This is a genomic window from Faecalibaculum rodentium, assembly GCF_001564455.1.
GTDB classification, from domain to species: Bacteria; Bacillota_I; Bacilli_A; order Erysipelotrichales; family Erysipelotrichaceae; genus Faecalibaculum; species Faecalibaculum rodentium.
On record NZ_CP011391.1, the window covers coordinates 69,759 to 93,770 of the forward strand.

The following is a 24,012-nucleotide window of genomic DNA, read 5'->3' on the forward strand; positions in this document are numbered from 1 at the left end:
TTCTTATACAGCTTCTTCGTTGAAAGGAGGAATACAGAATTCATGGAAAACACCATCAAGATCCGGGGTGCAAGAGAAAACAACCTGAAAAACATAGACCTGGATATCCCCAGGGACAAACTCGTCATCATGACCGGTGTATCTGGTTCAGGCAAAACCAGCCTGGCCTTTGACACCATTTATGCAGAAGGCCAGCGCCGCTACATGGAATCACTGTCCGCCTATGCCCGACAGTTTCTCGGGAATTCGGAGAAACCGGATGTGGATCAGATCGACGGTCTTTCCCCGGCCATTGCCATCGATCAGAAAACGACATCCAATAACCCCCGCTCCACCGTCGGAACCGTCACGGAGATTTACGACTATCTCCGGCTTTTGTATGCCCGAATAGGCATTCCGTACTGCCCGGAACATGGAGAACCGATCCAGGGGATGACAATCTCCGAAATGGTGGATCAGATGATGGCATTGCCGGACCGCACGCGAACCACCATCATGGCTCCGATTGTCCGCGGCAAGAAGGGGACCTTCAAGGAGACCTTTGAGAAGCTCATCAAGGATGGATTCATCCGTGCCCGTGTGGATGGTGAAATTGTCTACCTGGAAGAACAGGGACCGTTGAACAAAAACCAGAAACACAACATCGATGTGGTCGTGGACCGGATCATCAAAAGTGATAACAGATCCCGTTTCTACGATTCCATCGAAACGGCGGTCAATCTGGCAGACGGCATGGTGGATGTTCTTGCCGATGACAAAGAGTTCCTGCTTTCGGCCAATTACGCCTGCAAAATCTGCGGCTTTACTGTCCCAAAACTGGAGCCCAAGCTGTTTTCCTTCAATGCCCCGCTGGGAGCCTGTCATCACTGCAAGGGACTTGGAATCACCCAGAGTGTGGACATGGATCTGCTGATTCCGGACAGGAGCCTGAGCATTCGCCAGGGCGGCATCCGCTATCTGAAAAATATCGTGGATACCGAGAACCTGGAATGGCAGAAAATGTATGCCCTGATCCGGCATTACGACATTGACATGGATGTCCCCATCCGCGACATTCCCAAAGAAAAACTCGATCGCATCCTGTATGGATCGCTGGAACCCATTGGCTATACTCTGTATTCCCGTTCAGGCTCCGTAACGGAAAAGAATGACATGATCGAAGGCGTGATTCCCCTGATCGAACGCCGGTTCATGGAAACCAATTCCTCCTGGAACCGGGAATGGTACGGCTCGTTCATCTCAGACCAGACCTGTGAAGAGTGTCATGGAGCGAGGCTGGATGAAAAGGTTCTTGCGGTGCGTGTCGGCGGCAAGAACATCTATGAATGGACGCAGATGTCAGTGGATGAAGCCATTGAATTCATGAAAAATCTGCAGCTGACGGATACAGAGAAAAAAGTATCGGAGCTCATCACAAAGGAAATCCGCAGCAGACTGGAATTTCTGCACAACGTCGGGCTCACGTACCTGACCCTGAATCGTCTGGCAGCCACATTGTCAGGCGGAGAAGCACAGCGGATCCGTCTGGCCACACAAATCGGTTCCCGGCTGACAGGGGTCATGTATGTGCTGGACGAACCCTCCATCGGCCTGCATCAGCGGGACAATGACAAGCTCATTGGCACGATGAAGGAAATGCGGGACCTGGGCAATACGCTGATTGTGGTGGAACATGACGAGGATACCATGCGTGCCTCTGATTATATTGTGGATGTCGGCCCGGGTGCAGGGATTCACGGAGGGGAAATCATCAAGGCAGGAACGCCGGAGGAAGTCATGGCCTGTCCGGATTCCGTCACGGGCCAGTATCTCTCCGGAAAGCGTTCCATTCCGGTACCGGTGAAGCGCAGGAAAGGCAACGGCAACACGCTGAAGATCGTGAAAGCCACCCAGAACAACCTCAAGGGTGTGAATGCAACGATCCGTCTGGGAACCCTTACGGTGGTGACCGGTGTCTCCGGATCCGGCAAGTCTTCTCTGGTGACGGAAGTTCTGACAAAGGGCGTGGAACATGCCCTGGGGAAACTGCGGGTGAAACCCGGTGCCTGCCGGGAGATCCAGGGACTGGAGAATATTGACAAGCTGGTTGTGATAGGACAGGAACCAATCGGCCGGACACCGCGGTCCAACCCTGCGACGTATACAGGCGTATTCGATGACATCCGGGATCTGTTTGCACAGACACGGGAGGCGAAGCTTCTGGGGTACGACAAGGGAAGGTTTTCCTTCAATGTAAAAGGCGGACGCTGTGAATCGTGCCAGGGGGATGGAATCAAGAGGATTTCCATGCACTTCCTGCCGGATGTGTATGTCCCCTGTGATGCCTGTCACGGGAAGCGGTACAACGAAGAGACACTGCAGGTGAAATACAAGGACAAGACGATCGCGGATGTCCTGGATATGACGGTGGAGGAAGCCGTGGTATTCTTCGACGGCATTTCCCGGATCCGGCACAAGCTGCAGACGCTGAAGGATGTCGGCCTGTCCTATATCAAACTGGGGCAGAGTGCCACAACGCTGTCTGGCGGAGAAGCGCAGCGGGTGAAGCTGGCGAGCGAACTGCAGAAAAAACCTACAGGGAAAACCCTCTTTGTCCTGGATGAACCCACCACGGGGCTGCATTCTGCGGACGTGGAAAAACTCATTGAAGTTTTACAGAGGCTTGTAGATAATGGGGATACGGTGCTCGTGATCGAGCACAACCTGGATGTGATCAAGAACGCGGATCAGATCATAGATATTGGACCGGAGGGTGGAGATGCAGGGGGCCGGATCGTGGCTGCCGGCACACCGGAACAGGTGGCAAAAGTGCCTGAAAGCTGGACCGGTCAGTACCTGAAGCCGCTGCTGGAAAGGAAGTGAGGGTATGCCCAGAGCCACGATCAGAGACCTGCTGGACAAATTCGGCTGGGACCTCGTGACCGGCAGTCCCAGGGCTCTGGAACGCCCTGTCACACTTCCTGACACGAACCGTCCGGGTCTGGAACTCGCCGGATATTTCCCGGATACCGCCCGTCGCCGGCTTGTGATCCTGGGTGCCAAGGAAATGGGCTATATCCATGAAGAAATGGATGAAGTCGCCCAGCGCCGGGCATTTGAATTCCTGACGGGACCCATGACACCGGGCATTGTCATCACCAATGGAAGCCGGTGTCCTGAAATTCTGGAGGAAATAGCCCGCCGGAAGGATTTCCCGGTGGCCAGGACACTGGAAAAAACCACCTACGTGGTCAACAATGTCACGAATTTTCTGGATGAAAAACTGGCTCCCAGCCACATCATTCACGGAGAACTGGTGCAGATCTTCGGCGTGGGGGTGCTGATCTGCGGAAAATCCGGGATGGGAAAATCAGAAATCGTTTTGGAGCTCATCAAGCGCGGACACCAGCTGGTGGCGGATGACCGGGTGGACTGCTACCGTATCCACAACACGCTGATAGGCCGGAGCACCCCCATGATCGAGGGATTCATGGAGCTCAGAGGCGTGGGCATCATTGACATACAGAAGATGTATGGCGTGACTTCGATTGCCAGACAGACAGAGATCCAGTTCCAGATCACCCTGGGGCGGTTTGACGGCCACAACAATTATGACCGTGTGGGGATCGAGGAAAAGAAATATACAGAAATCCTCGGCATCCAGCTCATGGACGTGGAAATCCCGGTGAGTGAAGGACGTCCTATGGCGACCATCATAGAAACCACGGTGACAAACTTCCTGCTGCTGCGGGAAGGCATCAATTCCGCCAAGGAATTCGAGGAACGGGTACTCCGCGAAATTGCCAAAAACCGCTATGATACAGAGGGAGACGACTGATTTCTGTCTGAAAACGAGTCATTTCAGCCTGTCGGGATCTGCGGATTCTGCCAGGCTTTTTGTGTTTGACACACTCAACAGGAAACGCGTTGCACAGGACAGACAGGAAATCAGGTTTTATACTGGATGAGAATGGAGGCTGGAATATGAATGAAATATATGATGTGGCAATTATCGGCGCCGGGCCGGCGGGGATGACAGCCGCCCTGTATGCCAGCAGATCGGGTATGAAAACCTGCATGATTGAAGCAGGTGCTCCCGGGGGGAAAATGCTGAAAACCTACCTGGTTTCAAATTACCCTGGGGTCGCGGAAATACCCGGACCGGATCTGGGTATGACGATGTACGAGCAGTCCCTGGCGTTTGGGGCGGAGTACATTGCGGGGACTGTCAGCGAAGTGCTGCCGGACAAAACCGTCAGACTGACGGATGGACGGGAAATCAAGGCCCGTTCCGTGATCGTGGCAACCGGAACCAAAGAACGGCTCCTGGGGATTCCCGGTGAGCAGGAACTGGTGGGACATGGTGTGTCCTATTGTGCGGTTTGCGATGGTGCATTTTTCCGGAACAAAACCGTGGCTGTGATCGGCGGCGGCAATGCGGCGCTGGAAGAAAGCGGGTTCCTGTCCCAGTTTGTGGATAAGATGTATATCATCATCCGCCGGGATCAGTTCCGGGCGGAGGAAAAGCTCCAGAAAGAAGTCATGGCCAATCCCAAGGTGGAGATCATCCGCGATACAGTCCCAGTCAGGGTCGTGGGAGAAGACACGGTCACGGGTCTTGTGGTGAAGAATGTCAAGACTGGTGAAGAATCACAGCTGGATGTTGCCGGCGTGTTCCCCTATATCGGCCAGGATCCGATTTCGGGCATGGTCAAAGACCTGGGCGTCTGTGACGAACATGGTGCCATTATCACCAACCAGGAAATGATGACAAAGGTTCCGGGTGTGTTTGCAGCAGGGGATGTCCGTGTGACGGAACTCCGGCAGATCGTGACGGCGACATCTGACGGGGCCAAGGCAGCGGAGTCTGCATTCCTGTGGGCGAAGGAACATCTTGTGCCTACGGAAGAACTGGCGGAAGAGCTGGAAGCATAAGACAGTCGGATGCCCCGGTTTTCAGTCCGGAAGGCAGCAAAGCAGAAAGACAGATACGAAACAAAGGCACAGGTACGGATGAGACGTGTGCCTTTTTCGATTCGGGTCAGCCGGCCGGCACTGTATATCGTGGAGGATCACAGCCCGAGGATTTTCACATTTTTATAAAAGTATGAACGGGAGCAGTCCAGCTGCCGGAGGGCTTCCTGCAGGGTGATCTCCTGCCGGCGCCAGGCCAGAACAGTTTCCGGGAACTTCTCGGGAAGCGGTTTTCCGGGGTTCCCGAAATGGATGCCCCGCGCTTTGGCGGCGGCAATTCCTTCGGCCTGTCGCTGGCGGATGGACAGTCTTTCGTTTTCTGCGACGTAGCTCATGATCTGGAGAACCAGGTCAACGATGAATTCCCTGGTCAGGTCCGGATGTTCATGCCTGGTATCCAGGAGCGGCATATCCAGAACGACCATCTGCACACCGCGTGTGCATGTGAGTTTTTTCCATTCTCGAACCACTTCGGTATAGCTGCGGCCGAGGCGGTCCAGAGAATGAACCACGATGGTGTCTCCCTTTCGGCAGCGTTTTGTCAGTTCCTGCCACGCTGGACGGGCAAAATCCTTCCCGGACTGATGATCGATATAGATGTGGCAGTCTGCCACCGGAAACTCCCGCAGGGTTTCCAACTGCCGGGCGGGGTTCTGGTCCCGGCTCGAAACACGTGCATATCCATAAATCGTCATGGACAAAATGATAAGTGAACGGGTGGTGTGACAGGTGTCTGATACTTTGCCTGGATGTTGCCCGGCAGACAGGATGCAGGGCAGAAGTCCATCGGAGAAGAACCTGATTTTCCGGCTGCGGGGCAAGAAAAAAGCAGGCTGCCTGCCTGCACACACAGCCTGCGACCGGGATTTCATCTGCTTTCGGTTCCATCTCCATGAGGCTGCCCGTGGGCCTGGTCCAGCCAGCGGGCATGCCCTGCAGCCAGGTCTTTGTGCCTGGCCGAGGCCTCTGCAAACTGTCCGGCCAGCTGTTCAAAGCCTTCTTCTCTGGCAGCGGCGGCAAACTCATGATACAGGGCAGTCCACTGGTCATCTGCACGTTTCGCAGCTTCATGCAGACTGGCCAGGGAGCCATTGACGGGTCCGTCATTGAGGACCTCGAACCATTGACGGGCAAGGTCCTTGCTCTGGTTCATGGCCTCCTCGAAAGGAGCCGCAGCCTCGCGGCTGACGGCTTTGCTGTGTTTTTTCAACTGCCTGAGAATGGTCAGATTCTGGCTTTCTCCGGCGAGAGCCACCTGCAGATTTTCCCGGGTGCGGGATCCTTCAAATTCCACCTGAACCGCCTCACACTTTCAGGAACTGTTCCACGTTCAGCACAAAAATGGAGGCTCCGCATGCAGCGACCGGTGTGTAGGGCTGTTCGAGGCGGCTTACGGGTGTGGACAGGGCCCCGGCATGGTCCCGGATCACGTCTGTGACCGTCGGGACGTCTTCGTCCTCGCATACGGTGATCAGTGTGGTGGTTCCCGGACACAGAAAACCTCCTGTGGCTGCCAGGCGTGTGCTCGAAAACCCGCTGCTGCAAAGCGCCTGACTGAGTTCCCCGGCGTCTTCGCTGGAAATTACGGAAATAACCAGTTTCATGTTCTTCTCTCCTTGTTGTATATCATCTCTTTTCAAGTATAATCCACGGTTTGGCAAAATCCGGAAGAATACCATATAGTAATACACAGAGATTGCCCTTTCGGTGGCGAGCCCGGCAACCGGTCCGAAAGGGAAGGGATAGAGAAAAGAGAGATTGATCAATGGCAGCAAAACGAAAAAAAGGCCGGCGCCGGAGAATCCGGTGGTCGCGGTTCCTGGTCCTGGGTGCATGCGCAGCTCTGGTTCTGGGGCTCTTTACAAGTATATGCCTCCTGATTTCGCCGCTTCACCTGAAAGCCGGCGAAGTCACGACGGAATACAAACACAAATATGATCCGGAGAGCAACATCCGCGTGGCGTTTCTGGGGTCCCCGGCCGATGTCAAAATCGAAGGCACCGTGGATACCAATCAGGTCGGGGACTATCCGCTGACCTATACATACAAGGGACACGAAGCCAAAGCGGTCGTGCACGTCACCGATACCACCGCGCCGACGCTGGAAGTCAGGGACTACATGGCGGACATGACACAGGATGTCAAACCGGAGGATATGGTGACATCCGCGAAGGATGCCGGGGAAGTCACGGTGGCGTTTGCCCCGGACACAGAAGATCTGACGCCGAAGGGGAAACACCGGGTCACCATTGTGGCGACGGATGAATTCGGAAACAAAACAGAGCGACAGGCCACTCTGGACCGGGTGGAGGACACCACGAAGCCGCAGCTCAAGTCTGACAACAAGACGCTGAAGGTCAAACAGGGAACCGCATTTGAACTGTCGGGAATCACGGCGACAGACGACATGGATCCGGAACCGGCCATCACCTGGGACGAGGATTCCATAGATATGACCAAAGCCGGCGACTATGAAGTGACGGTAGTGGCGACCGACCGGTCGGGAAACAAGTCGGAGCTGAAGCAGAAAGTCACCGTGGAAAAGAACCCCGAATATGGCAACAAGGTGGTGTTCCTGACATTCGATGACGGCCCCAGCGAAAATACAGGAAAGATCCTGAAGATCCTGGAGAAATACGATGCGAAAGCCACCTTCTTTGTGACCGGCAACGGACAGGCGGACAATCACTTCATCAAGGAAGCCTACGACCAGGGCAATGCGATCGGCCTTCATACCTATACCCACGATTATTCCTATGTGTATTCCTCCGTGGACAACTATTTCCAGGATCTCCAGCAGATCTCGGACATGGTCAAGGACATCACCGGCGAGGCACCGAAGGTCATCCGGTTCCCCGGCGGCAGTTCCAACACCGTATCTGCGAATTATACCGAAGGCATCATGAGCAGGCTGGTGGATCTCGTGCACGAAAAAGGATACGAGTACTTTGACTGGAATGTATCCAGCGGCGATGCCGGCGGCAATGACATTCCGGTGGATACCATTGTGCAGGGCGCCACGGCCTGCGAGGAGCAGTACTGCACGATCCTCTTCCACGACACCATGGCCAAAAACACCACAGTGGAGGCACTGCCTGAAATCATCCGGCACTACAAGGAACGGGGATATGTGTTCCTGCCCCTGACCCGGGATTCTGTCGCTGCACACCACGGGGTCAACAACTGAATCTGTATCATTATCTCTCCGCAGAAGGCTTACAGCCGCGGAGAGTTTTTTCGGTTTTCCGCACCCGCAGCGGCTGGTGACAAAATGAGAAACCGAATGCGAAAAGGACCTGTTGGCAAAGTGACAAATCATGTTACCATGAACCATATCGGAAGAAAGGAAGCAGATATGAAGATTTTGGTCATTGGCAGAGGCGGTCGGGAACACGCCCTGGCTGCAGCACTGGCGGCATCAGAGCAGTGCACGCAGCTGTTCTGCGCCCCGGGCAATCCGGGTATGGCCCGGCTGGGTACAATCGTGCCCGTGGGTGACAGTGATGTTGAGGCCATGACGGCTTTTGCGGTACAGGAAGGGATCGGCCTTGCGGTCATCGGCCCGGAGTCTGCACTGGCAGCAGGCATGGCAGATGCCCTGACTGAGGCGGGAATCCGCGTGTTTGGCCCCACACAGGCTGCAGCCCAGGTGGAGTCCTCCAAGGATTTTGCCAAGCGGATCATGGAAAAATACCACATTCCCACCGCTGCCTACCGCACCTTCGACACGGTGGAAGCGGCCCGTGCCTGGGTGAAGGAGCAGGGTGCCCCGATCGTCATCAAGGAAGACGGCCTGAAAGCCGGAAAAGGCGTCACGGTGGCAATGGACCTGGATACCGCGCTGGAGGCACTGGATGCGGCATTTGCCCAGGAGGGCGGCCGGGTCGTGATTGAGGAGTACCTGGAGGGATTCGAATACAGTCTCATTGCCCTGGTGCATGAGGGCCTGGTGGTTCCTCTGGAAACGGCTCAGGACCACAAACGGGTCGGAGACGGGGATACCGGACCGAATACAGGCGGCATGGGATCTTATTCCCCTGTCCGCCGGATCACACCGGAGATCCTGGAAGAAACCATGAAGACGGTCATGGAACCCATGGCACAGGCGCTCGTTCAGGAAGGCGTACCCTTTACAGGATTCCTGTACGGGGGGCTGATGCTGACAAAGGACGGCATCAAAGTCATTGAATTCAACGCCCGGTTCGGCGATCCGGAAGCCGAGGTGATCCTGCCGCGTCTCAAGAGCGATTTTGTCGATGCCATCCTTTCGGTGATGGACGGACAGCCTGTACAACTGCAGTGGACGCCGAAGACCTGCCACGGCGTGGTGCTGGCCAGCGAAGGATATCCTGCAGGCAGCACCAAAGGGGCACTCATCGAAATCGGGGACACGGATGCGTCCATCTTTCACATGGGCACCCGCAGCACGGACCAGGGTCTGAAGACAGACGGCGGGCGCGTGCTGATGGTGGTGACACTGGAGGACACCCTGGAGCAGGCATTTGAACACACTTACCGCGAGGCTGAGAAGATTGGCTGCGACAAGCTGTTTTACCGTACGGACATCGGAAGAAAGGACATGGCGTAATGGCATTGACAGATCTCGAAATCGCACAGGCGTGCGTACTGGACCCCATTGACAAAGTGGCGGCAAAGGCGGGGATTCCTGCCGATGCCCTGGAGCCCTATGGCAGGACCAAGGCGAAGCTCTCCCAGGAATATCTCGATTCCCTGGATGCCCCCGATGGCAAACTGATCCTGGTCACGGCCATCAACCCGACAAAAGCCGGTGAAGGCAAGTCCACTACCACCGTCGGCCTGGGAGATGCGCTGAACCTGCTGGGAAAAAACACCATGATGGCCCTGCGGGAGCCAAGTCTTGGACCTGTGTTCGGACTCAAGGGCGGAGCTGCAGGCGGCGGCTATGCGCAGGTCGTGCCGATGGAGGACATCAACCTGCACTTCACGGGGGACATGCATGCGATCACCACAGCCAACAACCTGCTGTCGGCGGTCATTGACAACCACATCCACCAGGGCAACGAACTGGGCATCGATCCGGACAGGATCACGTTCCGCCGGTGTCTGGACATGAATGACCGCGAGCTGCGGCAGGTGAACATCGGCCTTGGACCGAAGGCCAACGGCATCAAGCGCGAAGACGGATTCAACATCACCGTGGCCAGCGAAGTCATGGCCGCCCTGTGCCTGGCTTCAGATCTGCAGGACCTGAAGAAGCGCTTTGGCGACATGCTGGTGGGATACAGCTTCGACGGAGAACCGGTCTATGCCAGGGACCTGAAGGTGGAAGGCGCAATGGCCATGGTCATGAAGGACGCCATCAAGCCCAATCTCGTCCAGACACTGGAGCACAACCCGGTGCTGATTCACGGCGGGCCCTTTGCAAACATCGCCCATGGCTGCAACTCGGTGATTGCCACGCGCACAGCGCTGAAGCTGGCGGACTATGTCGTGACGGAAGCCGGATTCGGGGCAGACCTGGGGGCAGAGAAGTTCCTGGACATCAAGTGCCGGCTGGCCGGCCTGCATCCTTCGGCGGTTGTGATCGTGGCCACGATCCGGGCCCTGAAACAGCATGGCGGCGTGGCGTTCGAGGATCTGAAGGAAGAAAACATCCCGGCGCTCAAAGCCGGCATTGCCAACCTGGAGAAGCACATCGAGACCGCCCAGGCCTTCGGACTGCCCTATGTGATCGCCATCAACGAGTTCGCCACCGACACAGCGGCGGAAATCGGAGCCCTCGAGACCTGGTGCCGGGAGAACGGACACCCCATGTCCCTGTCGCAGGTATGGGCCAAAGGCGGCGAAGGGGCACTGGATCTGGCGGAAAAGGTCATTGCCCTGACAGAACAGCCCAACGACTTCGAAGTCCTGTATGACGAGAAGCTCCCGATTGAAGAAAAAATCCGGATCATCGCCCGCAGGGTCTATGGCGCGGATGATGTGGTATTCACCGACGAAGCGAAGGAACAGATCGCAGAATTCGAAAAACATGGCTGGGACAGGCTCCCGGTCTGCATGGCCAAGACCCAGATGTCTCTCTCTGACGATCCCACGAAAATGGGCCGTCCGGAACATTTCACCATCACAGTCCGAGAACTGCGGCCGAGCCTGGGCGCAGGGTTCATCGTTGCACTGACGGGCAAGGTGCTTACGATGCCGGGCCTTCCGAAGCATCCCTCGGCACTGGACATGGATATCGACGGAGAAGGAAAGATCACGGGACTGTTCTAGACAGAACCGGTCTCCGGACTCTCCGGTCTCGGCATCTGCCGGCACAAGGCGTCAGTTTCCCTCCATGGGAAAGTGACGCTTTTTTCAGTCATCTGGATGCTTCCACCGCCGAAACTGCGATATATGCATAGCGAGAGCGATGACTCTTTCCGCTGATGTGTGGAACCATCGACCTGTTTTCTCATCCTTGTTCTGACTGTGCAGCCCACTGGCTGATGGCGGCTGCAGGCAGGATCTGGAAGCAGGCGGCGGGTAGAAATGAGGTTAGTACGAAAAAAATCTGTATCATTACCGGTGCGGCCGGATTTCTGGGAAACAACATTGTCCGTGAACTGCAGAACCGGCCGGATGTGGAGCTCCGGTGTCTGCTCCTGCCAGAAACATCCCTGGAGTCTTTGCAGGGACTCCGGTATTCTCTGTACTTTGGCAGTGTCACGGAACCGGAATCGCTGAAGGAGATTTTCTCGATTCCGTCCGGGGCTTTGCTGTACGTGATTCACTGTGCAGGCATTGTGGACAGAAAACCGGGGTATGATCCGAAGGTCTACGCGGTGAATGTCCAGGGAACAGAGATCGTGGCCCGAAAAACCCTGGAAGCCGGCGGACGACTGATCTATATCTCCAGTGTGCATGCGATGCCCCCGGGTAAGGGCCGGCAGCCGATGCCACCGGCGACGGTGTTTGATCCCGACACAGTCATTGGCCTGTACTCCAAGGCCAAAGCCGAAGCCAGCCGCCGGGTGCAGGCACTCATGAAGCAGGGACTGGATGCGGTGATCATTCAGCCATCCGGGCTGATTGGACCCAATGACTATGACCATACCAATATGTCTGAGTTTTTCTGCGAAGCTGCGTCCGGAAAACTGCCGGCCTGTGTAAAGGCAGGGTACAGCTTTGTGGATGTCCGGGATGCTGCGCAGATGATCGTTGCCGCCTGCACCAGAGGCGTCAGCGGCCAGAGCTACCTGGCGGCGGGTCCCACTGTGTCCATGATGAAGCTGGCTGTCATGGCGGCCCGAATCAGCCATACCCGCCCCGTGGCTCTGGAGCTGCCCCTGGATGTGGTTCTGGCTGTCACACCTGTCACAGCGCTCTATTACCGCCTGAGCGGGAAAAAGCCGCTGTTTACTGCCTTTGCCGTACAGACACTGGAAAGTGACTCGAACTTTGATGTGTCAAAGTCTGTGGAAGACCTGGGATTTTCCTGTCGTCCCCTGAAGGAAACCGTGACAGACATCATCCGGTTCCAGCAGGGCATCTTCCGCCTGGACGCAGATGCCATCCTGACCCCCCAGGGTCCGGTCAGGGAAAAAAACGGAAAATCGGTCTGGACAAAGACAGCCCTGGCCGCAGCCGCGGTTCCGGCAGCCGCCTGGCTGATGGCCGGTCGCCGCAGAAAGTCCGGCCGGTCGCGCAGATGAACGACCATCTGGAAGAGCATCAGCCCGGGTGGGTGTAATCGCAGCCGGACAGTGGTCTGGAAAGTGTTCCCGATGGTGATGCCCCCCGGGATTGGGTACAATGGACCCAAAGATTGTGAAGTGAAATCATGAACAAACACAGAATCCCCTGGACGCTCATCCTGGTACTGGTGGCAGCGGTCCTCTTCATCCTGAATTTCCCTGCGGTCCTCAAATGGATCGGCCTGCTCTGGAATGCCGCCCTTCCGCTGATTCTCGGCGGCTGTCTGGCATTTGTCCTGAATCTGATCATGGATCCCATGGAGCACTGGTTCAGGCGGTACAGTCCGGCTTTCGAAAAAAAGGCCAGGCCACTGGCCATCACCATTTCCCTGTTCATCTTCCTGGGCATCATCACCCTGCTGTGCATCCTGGTGCTCCCGCAGCTGGTGGAGAGCATTCAGCTGCTGGTGAAAACCATCCCCGGCTATGTGAAGGATCTGCAGGTCTTTCTGTCGAATCTCTTCAAGGACCATCCCCAGATTGCGGACTCCATCAACAGCCTGAACATTGACTGGAACTCCATGTTCCAGAAAATCACGGGCTTTCTCTCCAGCGGCGTGCAGGGAGCGCTGAATTCCGCCTTCAGTGTCGTCACCAGCATTACCAGTGCAACGATCAACAGCATCATCATGCTGATTTTTGCCATCTATATCCTCGCCGACAAGGAACGGTTTGTCCGGATCTACCACAGACTCTGTTCGCTGTACCTGACGAAGGAAAAAGAAGCCCGCCTCACACACATTCTGGTGACTTTTGACAGCTCATTCCGGTCCTTTGTCATTGGACAGTGCACCGATGCCCTGATCCTGGGGACCATGTGCACAGTCGGCATGTGGATTTTCCGGCTCCCCTACGCGCCGATGATCGGCACACTCGTGGGGGTCACGAACATCATTCCCATGATCGGTGCCTTCATAGGCGGCGGCATCGGCTGTTTCCTGGTATTCACGGTATCTCCCATGAAAGCGCTGGTGTTCCTGATTTTCCTGTGTGTTATCCAGCAGTTTGAATCCAATGTGATTTATCCCAGGATCGTGGGCAATTCCGTGGGACTCCCTGGCATTTTTGTGACGATGGTCATCGTCATCGGTGGTGCCCTGGCGGGTGTGGCCGGTATGGTCATGGGCATTCCCATTGCGGCAGCTGTCTACAAACTGGTTTCTCAGTACTTTGTGAGAAAGGAAATCGAAGCAGGACTGCGGCCCTCGGGTGCCGGGGAGGACATGGCGGATTCGTCCGCAGCCTGAGGTTCCATGTTTCCGGTTCCTGTGTGACAATTGACTCCCTGTTGTATAATAAAGTGTACGACAGGGGGTTTTCTTATGTTCGATGAACTGCATGAAGAATGCGGTGTGTTCGGGTGCTATCACATTCCGGATGCCGCCAGCATGACATACTATGGCCTGCACTCCCTGCAGCACAGGGGACAGGAAGCCAGCGGTATCGCCGCAGAGCATGACGGAGAGATCACCGTGCTCAAGGGCCGGGGCCTGACAGTGGATGTGTTCCGCAAACCGGAGCTGGCATCCCTGGAGGGTGTCAACGCCATAGGGCATGTGCGGTACAGCACCGCCGGGGGTGCCGAGGCGGCGAACATTCAGCCCATTGTCTCGCACAGCAGCCGGCTGGGGGACGTGGCGGTAGCTCACAATGGCCAGATCGTGAACGAGAAGGAACTCCGTCGCGAGCTGGAGGAAAAGGGTGCGATTTTCCAGGGGACCAGTGATTCCGAGGTCATTCTGCATCTGATCCGGATGGAGGAGGGAACCCTGGAGGAACGGGTAAAGAAAGCCGCAGCCAGACTGGAAGGCGCGTTTGCGGTTCTCGTGGAAGGAGAAGGAAAGCTGTTTGCCTTCCGTGACACCCATGGCCTGCGTCCTCTTTCGACAGCAAGATTCCAGGACGGCTGGATGGTTTCCAGTGAGACCTGTGCCTTTGAAGTCATGGGAATTTATGACAGCGAAACGGTGCCGGCGGGCGGGTTCTGCACCTTTGAGGACGGCATCCTGCGGCGGTCCAGCTACCGGGAAGCGGATGCACCCCGGGTCTGTGCCATGGAATACATCTATTTTGCCCGGCCCGACAGTGTGATCGAGGACGTGAACGTCCACAAGTTCCGGAAGGAAACCGGACGGATTCTGGCCACCGGCGATGATGTACAGGCGGATGTCGTCATTGGGGTCCCGGACTCCAGCCTGTCTGCAGCCATCGGGTATTCCGAGGCCAGCGGGCTGCCCTTTGAAACGGGTCTGGTGAAAAACCGCTATGTGGGCCGGACATTCATTCAGCCGACGCAGGAAATGCGGGACAGGGGTGTGCGCATGAAGCTCTCCCCGGTGAAGGAAGCCGTGGAGGGAAAGTCCGTGATCATGATCGATGACAGCATCGTGCGCGGAACCACCAGCCGGCGCATCGTCCGTCTCCTGCGGGAAGCGGGGGCCCGTGAGATCCATGTGCGGATCGCCAGTCCGGTGCTGAAGCTGCCCTGTTTCTATGGGGTGGACATCAGCACGAAGGAGGAGCTGATCGGGCACAGAATGACCGTGGAGGAAATCCGGGAATATCTGGAGGCAGATTCCCTGAGGTTCATGACGCCGGAGCAGCTGCGGTTTGCGGCAGGCACTGCCGGGCTTTGCACAGCCTGCTTTGACGGCAGCTATTGTACGGATTTGTACAGCTACAGCGAGGTCCTGAGCAACTGAGAAGGGAGCCGGGAACCAACGCGGTATGATGAAGACGTAAAAGAATGGAGGAAATTCCAATGATCAAGCAAGTAGAAAGCGTGGAAAGCTTTAAGAAAATTGTAGAAGAGCCCGCAGTGCTCATGGACTTTTTCGCCACCTGGTGTGGTCCCTGTAAAATGCTGCACCCCGTACTGGAGTCAGTATCCGAAAAGGTGGAAGGCGTCACAGTTGCCCAGTGCGACATCGACAAGTTCCCGGAAATTGCTGCAGCCTTCAAGGTGCAGAGTGTTCCGACGCTGTTCTTCTTCAAGAACGGCACCCCGGTTGCCGCAACAGCCGGATTCCAGCCGGAACCCCAGCTGATGCAGTTCATTCAGCAGGCACAGGCAAAGTAAGGCAATTGTCTCACAGAGACACGAAAGCCGCCGGTTTTTATGACCCGGCGGTTTTTTGCGTACTGTGCAACGGGAACAGGAGGTTGCTGTCCTGTTCTCCGGAACCCGGAAGAGGTCAGACCCGGGAATCTTGCGCAGGAAGGAACCACTGTCACAATTCCGCCATTTTCCGGCAGGTTCAGCCAAAAACGAAAAGGATCCGGAGCAAAAAGACGAAGATTTGCACGTTTCGTTCAAAATTACAAATTAAGTTACGGAAGAGGTCTGCGGAGGTTGCGACAGAAAAATCAAATAAAACCGTATGCTGTATGCAGAATCAGGATTGTCTGTGTGTCAATCCGAAATGTATGTGCGGAAATTCAATTGTTCGATTATACTGATAAATGAAAGGCGCATGTCAGAATTATGTTTTAAAGCAGTTTTGTAAATCTGAATTCTGGAGGTGAATGCATGGAATATGGATATATGCTGCGGAAAAACGGTGAGTCGGTGGAGCCGTTCTGCGAGGGGGAAATCTACAGTGACTTGTATGGAGACACCGGGTACCCTTCCCTGAGGGAACTGCTGGATGTGGTGGAAACCGGGGACAGAGTCACGCTTCCTTCCATTTATGTCCTGGGCCACAACCTGTCACAGGTCTGCCTGAACTGGCAGACACTGAAGGAAAAGGACGTGGATGTGCACGTCCTGGATTTTCCTTTTGCTGTTGAAAATCCCCAGGCTTTCTGCCGCATTCTTTCTTACCTGAATGATTCAGCCGCAGTATCCCGGAAGGAGCGAAAGCTGTCCGGTCTCAACGGTGTGAAAGCCCGGGGCATCCGTCTGGGCAGACGGCCTCTGGGAATGCCCGAGGCCTTTGAATCTCTGTATGCCGAGTACAAGAAAGGGAACATCTCCTGCCGGGAAGCTGCCCGGCAGCTGGATATCTCCCATACGACCTTCCTGCGCTGGGGCCGTGATCTGGATGCCAGACTGTGGGAAGAAGAGACAGGAGAATGACACAGACCGGATCTGCCGGTGACGGAAACAGTCACGGCAGATCCGGTTTTTTCAGATTCTCCACCAGATCCTCTGCGGTGTCTTCCTGTGCAGCATCCCGGGGCATATCATCTGCCCGATCCCGCACCGGTGTTACACTGATGGCATGAATACACAGAACATCAGGGAAATCACAGACGGCCAGCGGGCATTCTTTGCCACCGAACAGACGCTGGATGTATCCTTCCGCAAACGCCAGCTGGCCCGCCTGGAGGCAGCAGTGTATGCCTGGCAGCCAGAGATTGAACAGGCCCTCTTCCAGGACCTGGGAAAAGACGCCACCGAGAGCTGGATGACGGAAATCGGCATGGTGCTTTCGGAGATCCGGTATCAGCGCCGGCATCTCGAGGAATTCGCACGGGAAAGCTGCGTCCCGACACCTCTGGCGAACTTCTATGCCCGCAGCCGGATCGTGAAAATGCCCTATGGAACGGTTCTGGTGATGAGTCCCTGGAACTATCCGTTCCTGCTCTCCATGCAGCCCCTTGTGGAGGCACTCGCCGCCGGCAATACCGTTGTGCTCAAACCCGGCAGTGCCAGCAGCCATACCTCACAGGTCATGGCAGACATGCTCGCCAGCGTGTTTCCCTCCAGCTATGTGGCGGTGATCCAGGGCGGTCATGCGGAAAACAGCGCGCTGCTGGCCCAGAAATTTGACTACATTTTCTTTACCGGCAGCCGGCATGTCGGACAGGTGGTGCTGGAGGCAGCCGCAAAATACGTGACACCGGTCACACTGGAACTCGGCGGCAAGAGTCCGGCAATCGTTGACGAAACAGCTGACATTGCCCTGAGTGCCCGCCGCATTCTCTGGGGCAAGGCCCTCAATGCCGGCCAGACCTGCGTTGCACCGGACTATGTGCTGGTGCATGAAAGCGTGAAGGATGGACTGGTCAGGCAGCTGCGGCACGAAGCCAACATTCAGGTCAATGCCGATGCGAAAATCATCACCGAAAAGGCCTTCGCGAGGCTCTCCGGACTGATCGAAGCGGAAGAGAAACTGGGGCGTCCAGTGTATTCCAGGGGACGGGAGTATCCGAAAATCGGCATGACGATCGTGGATGATGTGCAGTGGAGCGACCCGGTGATGGACCAGGAGATCTTTGGCCCGATCCTGCCGGTTCTCACATATTCAGACTGGGAAACGGATGTGGTGCAGAAAATGAAGGATCTGCCGCATCCCCTGGCCTGCTATCTGTTTTCCCGGAACCATGGGCATATCCAGTGGATGAAGACCAGGATGCAGTTTGGCGGCGGATGTGTGAATGACACGGTGATCCAGCTGGCCAGTGACCGGCTGCCCTTTGGCGGTGTGGGAGATTCCGGCATGGGACAGTACCACGGCAAATTCGGATTTGACACCTTTACACACCTCAAGAGTGTGGTGGAAAAGGGTCTCTGGATCGATGTGCCTGTCAGATACCGGCCATTTACCACGAGGGCAGAAAAACTCATTCGCAGACTCATGAAGTGATGCCGGCATGATGCATCGGGAAACCGGGGCGATGCAGTCTGTCTGCCGGTCCGGTTTTTTCAATGATTCCGCTTTATCCCGCACACGGCGTATAATGAAGCCATTGAACCGAAAGTGCAGGGAGGGAACAGCGACGATGATTGAAATCATGGAATGCACCAACAATGCGATGCTGGAGGAAACGGCTGCTCTGGCTGCGGAAATCTGGCATGAGTATTTCAGCAGCCTGCTGACACCGGACCAGATCGACTACATGGTGGAAAAGTTTCAGAGCAGCGAGGCAATGAAGCGCCAGGTGGAAACGGAACAGTATGGCTACTGGCAGGTCAGGCAGGATGGGACCCTGATTGGCTACATCGGCCTCCAGTTCCAGAAAGACCGTCTGTTTCTGTCGAAACTCTACCTCCGGCAGGAAAGCCGCGGACAGGGGATCGCCAGCCGGATGCTGGAAAAGGTGTACGACACAGCGCGGGAGTTCGGATACGACAGACTCTGGCTCACCTGCAACAAGCACAATCGTCACAGTCTGGATGTATATGCAGCCAAGGGATTTGTGTGCATTGGCGAAGACGTGACGGACATCGGTCAGGGATATGTCATGGATGATTATTTTCTGGAAAAAACCCTGTGAACCAAAGAACAGCATGCGGGCAGAAACCACACGGTTCCTGTCCGTTTTTTTTTTTTTTTTCAGCTTCAGGCATTGTCCCGTGACGGAACGCAGACCCACAGAAAAAGGGAATTCAAGACATTGATATTGATAAAAGATACAATTCTATAATATTCGTACATGAATAATGCGCTATAATAAGAACAGCTGAAAGGAGACAGACAATGAAAACACTCAGAACAATTCTCCTGAGTGCGGCGGTTGTCCTGTCTGCCATCCAACTTATGCCGGCCCTGCCGGTGTTCGCGGCGGAAACCTCGGCCCAGGCTCCGATCATGGCCCAGGCCCAGCAGACCGGATCTGCGATCGACAAACTCAGTGGAGGTGCCACCTTCAAGGTGCCGGACTCCGTTCCGGTTTCGCCTGGTGAAGGATCACCGACCGCTGAGCCCGAACCCGCGCTGCCGTCCCTGCAGCCGGATTTCTCCAATGCGGCGGTCTGGAAAGACTCGCCGTCTCCCTACAACACCCCGGGGCTCTGGGGCCAGTGCACCTGGTTTGCCTGGAGCCGGTTCATGGAACTCTACGGCTATGATCCGGGGTTCCGTGGCAACGGGTACGAATGTGTGGATCAGCTTCTGGCCGCACATCCGGATGCATTCACCAGAAGCGACACCCCGGTAGCCGGATCCATGTTTTCCAGCTACAATCACGTGGGGTTCATCCTGAAGGTTGACGGTGACGTCTGGACCATTCAGGATGGCAATCAGGATCTGGTTTCCAATCCCGACTGGGAGGAAGCCATCCGGGACTGGCGGACAGTGACGATGACCCGGGACGAATTCGTTTCTCAGGTGGGAACGGTATGGTTCGCCAATCCGGTGAATCCCGTCACATTCAGCGAATAAACACAAATCAGAACACAGCAGGCGAAGGATTCAGACAGTCCTTCGCCTTTTTCCTTTGCGGTTTCTTCCGCCAGAGACACAGTCTTTTGACCTCTGACAGCCTGACAGCAGACCGGAGATCCGGGAGACCGGGCAGATTTGACGGAATCAGACGGCTGTGCCACACTGCAGACATGAAATACACAATACTGGAAACCCTCAGCGATACGCTAGCTCATGTGAAAACCGCTGAAGGAGATTATATGCTGGAAACGGTCCGGTTCCCCAGGGACCAGAAGGATCTCTTCGACTGGATGATGCAGGGAAAAACCATGCCGGAGATCGAAGAGGAATGCCTGCAACAGGTACAGACACTGGGAAAGGAACTGGATCTTCTGCAGCTTGCGGGTCCGGAGAGTCACCTGGTCAAGCCCCTTCGCTATGAAATCATGAAGATCCCCGGCGGGACCGGCTGGCAGGCAGAGATCCTGAAACCCCGTCTGATGCCCCTCTCTGTGCTTCGCCGCTACCATACGCTGACATCGCGGGAGGAAAGCCTGCTGGCCAATCAGCTTGCTGCAGCCCTGCGGGAAGCGAAAAAAGCCCGGCTTCACAAAAACCGGGTTCTGGAATCGGATGTATATGTCGCCCAGGAACATGAATTCCTGCTGGACCTGACCGGTCTGGACTGGCCGGTGGTGCCGCAGGAAGAGTGTGATACGCTGGAAACCTTGGTGGATGTGGTCAGAGATCCGGATCTACGTCAGCGTCTGCGCCGGCAGCCTCTGTTCGGCGATGTTTCTGAATGACACGCAGGAACGCCTGACCATATTTTCTCAGCTTGATCTCGCCAATCCCCTGCACCCGGAGCATCTCTTCCTTCGTGCAGGGCTTTTTCGATGCCATGGCATGCAGCGTTGCATCGTTGAACACAGCATAGGCCGGGATCCGGTGTTTCTGCGCAATGGTTCTCCGGACATCCCGCAGTGCCTCAAAGAGCTCATCGCTTTCCTCCAGGACGGTATACCGTTCGGCAGAGGTGGCGGTTTTCACTGTCACGGGACTGTGGGAGGAAATTGCCCGGCAGGCTTTTGGCGTCAGGGACAGGATGGGATAGTCTCCCGTCACCTGCAGGTATCCGTTTTCGCAGAGCTGCGTCACCAGTGTTTCCAGCAATCTGGCTGTGTGCTCCCGAAGCTTTCCGTATGCCGGGTTTGTCTTCAGGTTCCGGCTGCGGATGAATTCTGTATCCGCACCACGCAGCACTTCGATGACACGCTTCTGACCGAACCGGGATCCGGTCCGGACAATGCCCGCAAAGATGGCCATGGCCATTGCAGTCACATCCCGGTCCTCGTAGTCTGCCAGACAGTTGGAGCACTTGCCACAGTCCTCCCCCGGATCCTCCCCGAAGTACCGGAGGATCTGTGAACGCAGACAGCTTGTGGACTGTGCATAGGACCGCATCTGGAACAGTCGGTCCATGTCGCGCTTCTTCACCAGCTGTGCTTCCTCCTGCGACAGCTCGGGGTTCGGGTCGCCGTTTTCAATCATGTAGGACTGCAGCCGCAGATCCTGGGGACTGTACAGCAGAATGCACTGAGCCGGATCACCGTCCCGTCCGGCACGCCCGGCTTCCTGGTAATAGGCCTCCATGGAAGCCGGCATCTGGTAGTGGATGACGTAGCGGACATCCGGCTTGTTGATGCCCATGCCGAAGGCATTGGTGGCCACGATCACCGGAATGCGGTCATAAATGAAGTCCTCCTGGGTCTGCCGCCGCTGCTCTTCGCCAAGCCCCGCATGGTAGGGTCGTGCGCTGAGTCCGCGTTTTGCAAGGTGTGCGGCTACTTCTTCCACGGTTTTCCGCGTTGCGCAGTAGACGATACCGGACTGATCCCGGTGCTGCCTGATCAGATATGTCAGGGCTGTCAGCCGGTCGCTTTCCCGGTGCACCTGCCACGTGAGATTGGGCCGGTCAAATCCCGTCACGACCTGCACAGGGGTCTGCAGGCCAAGCAGGCTGATGATCTGCTGCCGGACCGGGCCTGTGGCTGTGGCTGTGAACGCTGCAACCGGCGGACGCTGGGACAGGGATTCTATGAACTCCCGGATTTTCAGATAGGATGGCCGGAAGTCCTGTCCCCATTGCGAGACGCAGTGGGCTTCATCCACCGCAATGAGGCTGATATCCAGCTCCCGGCAGATATCGAGAAACGCCGGTGCCATCAGGCGCTCGGGTGCCGCATACACGATTTTGTACTGCCCCTGCCGCAGTCTTGCAAGCGCTGTTTTGTATTGCGCGGCAGACAGGGAGCGGTTGAAATACGCAGCGGGGATCCCTGCTGCCACCAGTTCCCGGACCTGATCCTGCATAAGGCTGATGAGAGGTGAAATCACCAGCGTGACTCCAGGGCAAGCGAGGGCCGGCACCTGGAAGCAGATGGACTTGCCTGCACCGGTGGGCATCACAGCCAGGAGATCCTGGTGATGCAGGATGGCTTCTACAGCCTGTTTCTGTCCCGGCCGGAAGGCGTCGTATCCAAAGTATTGTCGAAGCACCTCCAGGGCGCGGGTTTGGGACTGTTCTGACATGGTGAAATGATACCATACGCAGCCCGGCACACCGAAAAAGCGGCAGTGCGTGAAGCACTGCCGCTGTCTGTGACTGATTCTGGAAGAACGATGACTTACTTCCAGGCCACGGCGATATCGATCTGATAGGGGTTGCTCAGGGCAAATTCTCCTGTATCGCAGACGATGCCGGTTCCCAGGGAGGTTTCCACCAGGGAGCCTCTGGGGTGAACACGGAGATCGGCGGCGACCATGATGTAGCGGCCCAGCATTTTGCATCCATCTGCACGAACCCAGTAGAGGTCTTTGTTTCCCATGGAGCGCATGATGTTCACCACACCCGACATGGGGAGGTTGTAGTACGTCTCCTTGCCAGAGGGACCCATGATGGTACCCACAGTGCGGTTGAGGGGCTGACCGCTCCATACGCCTTCGACTTCGTCAAAGCTGAAGAACTCCAGATCACCGTAATCGGCGGATTCCAGTTCCTTTGCCCGTGCACGGAAGAATTCATGATTGTTTTCCGGCACCTGGTCATCCAGTTTCGGATTTGCATAGGTCACTTCGCCATAGGCCTGCTTCAGGATTTCGGGAGTGACCACGCTGGTTTTCCAGTCGAGAATCGCTTCGTTCCAGACGGGATTGGAGACGCCATCGAAGTTGGCTTCCTGTATAAGCATGAGGTCCTGTTCCTCATCCACCGCCAGGACAAGACCCACGTGGTTGTGGGCATAGTCGCTGGAGAAGACGGCACCGGCTTTGGGCATGTCGGATTTTTCGAATTTGTCCGGGTGTGCGGCCAGGAGCTGATCCACGCACTGGTTGCCGTTTCCGGTGAATCCGGGATCGAATCCGTAGATTTCATAAAAGCGGCCCCAGGCAAACCAGGTGCACTGTCCCCAGAGACCCGGGGTGTTGTAGGAACTGGAAGAGCCTTTCCAGGCCCGTGCGTTGTTGAAGTCCGGCAGCAGGCGGATGTCCCCCAGGCCGGGTATGGTCAGGCGGGCATCTTCCATGGTGTTGATGACCTTCAGCGGTGCATAGGGACCGGAAGGGATCGTGTAGCTGGGATTGTCCGGAAGTGCGGGCTCATAGGGTGCCACGGGAGCCGGCTGAACAGGAGCGGGTTCCGGTGTGGCCGGCTGTTCGGGTTCGGCAGGTTCCGCCGGTTTTTCAGAAGGTTCCTCCGGCTGTTCCGGCTCGGCCGGTGCATTCGGATCCTCCGGGTTTTCGGGATCCTCCGGGTTTTCGGGGTCCACGGGATTTTCGGGGTCCACGGGATTTTCGGGATCGTCCGGATTGTCCGGCTTGTCCGGAGCCTCCGGTGTTTCCGGGTTTTCAGGAGGCTGCGGCTGATCCGGCTGATCCGGCGCTTCCGGCTGCTGCCCGGCTTCTGGCTCGGCCGGTGCATCCGGCTGCTCGGGGGCTGCCGGCGGTGTGACCGGTTCGGCGGGTTCCGGACTCACCGGACTGGTATTGGTCGGATCCGGGACTGTCGTTCCGGCAGGCTGTGTACTGGCTGATGAAGAGCCATCAGTGCCTTCATCAGGTACAATGGTCTCGGCAAATGCCGTGAGACCAGCTGCCTGCGCAGAAAGACAAACAGCCGTCAGAGCCGCAAATATCTTTTTTGTTTTCATATTCAAATACCTGAAACTGTTTTCCTTTCTCATTCTTTC

General features: G+C 56.3%; 20 protein-coding genes. 15 read left to right on the plus strand and 5 right to left on the minus strand.

The genetic code is table 11. The features are described 5' to 3' along the window. Positions 1-42 precede the first annotated feature (42 nt). From uvrA to trxB, 3 genes are all read left to right on the plus strand, one after another. Positions 43-2,862 carry an excinuclease ABC subunit UvrA gene (gene uvrA, locus aalo17_RS00285; RefSeq protein WP_067554020.1) on the plus strand — a complete coding sequence of 940 codons (2,820 nt, stop codon included), beginning with the start codon at positions 43-45 and terminating at the stop codon, positions 2,860-2,862. A 4-nt stretch (positions 2,863-2,866) separates the two neighbouring features. Further along, complete coding sequence (hprK, locus tag aalo17_RS00290) at positions 2,867-3,817, plus strand: HPr(Ser) kinase/phosphatase (protein ID WP_067554023.1); 951 nt, start codon at positions 2,867-2,869, stop codon at positions 3,815-3,817. 146 nt (positions 3,818-3,963) lie between these two features. Continuing rightward, positions 3,964-4,914, plus strand: a complete 951-nt coding sequence (gene trxB / locus aalo17_RS00295; RefSeq protein WP_067554026.1) for a thioredoxin-disulfide reductase — start codon at positions 3,964-3,966, stop codon at positions 4,912-4,914. A 137-nt stretch (positions 4,915-5,051) separates the two neighbouring features. Here trxB and aalo17_RS00300 read toward each other — a convergent pair whose 3' ends face one another. The 3 genes from aalo17_RS00300 to aalo17_RS12735 form a co-directional block, all read right to left on the minus strand. Then, positions 5,052-5,648 carry a recombinase family protein gene (locus aalo17_RS00300; RefSeq protein WP_067560004.1) on the minus strand — a complete coding sequence of 199 codons (597 nt, stop codon included), beginning with the start codon at positions 5,646-5,648 and terminating at the stop codon, positions 5,052-5,054. 173 nt (positions 5,649-5,821) lie between these two features. Beyond that, complete coding sequence (locus aalo17_RS00305; protein ID WP_067554030.1) at positions 5,822-6,247, minus strand: ferritin family protein; 426 nt, start codon at positions 6,245-6,247, stop codon at positions 5,822-5,824. Positions 6,248-6,257: 10 nt separating this feature from the next. Then, the gene (locus tag aalo17_RS12735) at positions 6,258-6,557 is read right to left on the minus strand and encodes a cyclic-di-AMP receptor (protein WP_067554034.1); all 300 of its coding nucleotides are present in this window, start codon (positions 6,555-6,557) and stop codon (positions 6,258-6,260) included. Positions 6,558-6,718: 161 nt separating this feature from the next. Here aalo17_RS12735 and aalo17_RS00315 point away from each other — a divergent pair, with 161 nt between their 5' ends. The 12 genes from aalo17_RS00315 (at position 6,719) to aalo17_RS00370 (ending at position 20,568) form a co-directional block, all read left to right on the plus strand. Then, positions 6,719-8,140: a polysaccharide deacetylase family protein gene (locus aalo17_RS00315; RefSeq protein WP_067554038.1), complete on the plus strand. Its 1,422-nt coding sequence runs from the start codon at positions 6,719-6,721 to the stop codon at positions 8,138-8,140. A 168-nt stretch (positions 8,141-8,308) separates the two neighbouring features. Then, a complete protein-coding gene (purD, locus tag aalo17_RS00320; RefSeq protein WP_067560006.1) occupies positions 8,309-9,541 on the plus strand; it encodes a phosphoribosylamine--glycine ligase in 1,233 nt (410 codons plus the stop codon). Further along, positions 9,541-11,208: a formate--tetrahydrofolate ligase gene (locus aalo17_RS00325; RefSeq protein WP_067554041.1), complete on the plus strand. Its 1,668-nt coding sequence runs from the start codon at positions 9,541-9,543 to the stop codon at positions 11,206-11,208. Before purD ends, aalo17_RS00325 begins: the two co-directional genes overlap by 1 nt. Before the next feature lie 155 nt (positions 11,209-11,363). Further along, entirely contained in the window at positions 11,364-12,629 is a 1,266-nt protein-coding gene (locus tag aalo17_RS00330; RefSeq protein ID WP_067554045.1) for an NAD-dependent epimerase/dehydratase family protein, read from the plus strand. 128 nt (positions 12,630-12,757) lie between these two features. Next, positions 12,758-13,918, plus strand: coding sequence for an AI-2E family transporter (locus aalo17_RS00335; RefSeq protein WP_067554048.1), 1,161 nt, complete (start codon positions 12,758-12,760; stop codon positions 13,916-13,918). Between the two features lie 75 nt (positions 13,919-13,993). After that, on the plus strand, positions 13,994-15,373 hold the full coding sequence (purF, locus tag aalo17_RS00340; RefSeq protein ID WP_067554051.1) for an amidophosphoribosyltransferase: 1,380 nt from the start codon (positions 13,994-13,996) through the stop codon (positions 15,371-15,373). A 59-nt stretch (positions 15,374-15,432) separates the two neighbouring features. After that, the gene (gene trxA, locus aalo17_RS00345) at positions 15,433-15,750 is read left to right on the plus strand and encodes a thioredoxin (RefSeq protein ID WP_067554054.1); all 318 of its coding nucleotides are present in this window, start codon (positions 15,433-15,435) and stop codon (positions 15,748-15,750) included. 450 nt (positions 15,751-16,200) lie between these two features. Beyond that, positions 16,201-16,749, plus strand: coding sequence for a recombinase family protein (locus aalo17_RS00350; protein ID WP_067554056.1), 549 nt, complete (start codon positions 16,201-16,203; stop codon positions 16,747-16,749). Between the two features lie 145 nt (positions 16,750-16,894). Next, a complete protein-coding gene (locus tag aalo17_RS00355) occupies positions 16,895-18,262 on the plus strand; it encodes an aldehyde dehydrogenase family protein (protein ID WP_067554059.1) in 1,368 nt (455 codons plus the stop codon). A 103-nt stretch (positions 18,263-18,365) separates the two neighbouring features. Beyond that, complete coding sequence (locus tag aalo17_RS00360; protein WP_338032539.1) at positions 18,366-18,893, plus strand: GNAT family N-acetyltransferase; 528 nt, start codon at positions 18,366-18,368, stop codon at positions 18,891-18,893. Between the two features lie 203 nt (positions 18,894-19,096). After that, a complete protein-coding gene (locus tag aalo17_RS00365; RefSeq protein ID WP_067554063.1) occupies positions 19,097-19,780 on the plus strand; it encodes a CHAP domain-containing protein in 684 nt (227 codons plus the stop codon). A 173-nt stretch (positions 19,781-19,953) separates the two neighbouring features. Further along, entirely contained in the window at positions 19,954-20,568 is a 615-nt protein-coding gene (locus aalo17_RS00370; RefSeq protein ID WP_145907372.1) for a hypothetical protein, read from the plus strand. Here aalo17_RS00370 and recQ read toward each other — a convergent pair. Then, positions 20,504-22,354: a DNA helicase RecQ gene (gene recQ, locus aalo17_RS00375; protein WP_067554069.1), complete on the minus strand. Its 1,851-nt coding sequence runs from the start codon at positions 22,352-22,354 to the stop codon at positions 20,504-20,506. The two genes, aalo17_RS00370 and recQ, sit on opposite strands and share 65 nt — an antisense overlap. A gap of 95 nt (positions 22,355-22,449) precedes the next feature. Next, positions 22,450-23,973 carry a CHAP domain-containing protein gene (locus tag aalo17_RS12985; RefSeq protein ID WP_145907375.1) on the minus strand — a complete coding sequence of 508 codons (1,524 nt, stop codon included), beginning with the start codon at positions 23,971-23,973 and terminating at the stop codon, positions 22,450-22,452. Positions 23,974-24,012 lie beyond the last annotated feature (39 nt).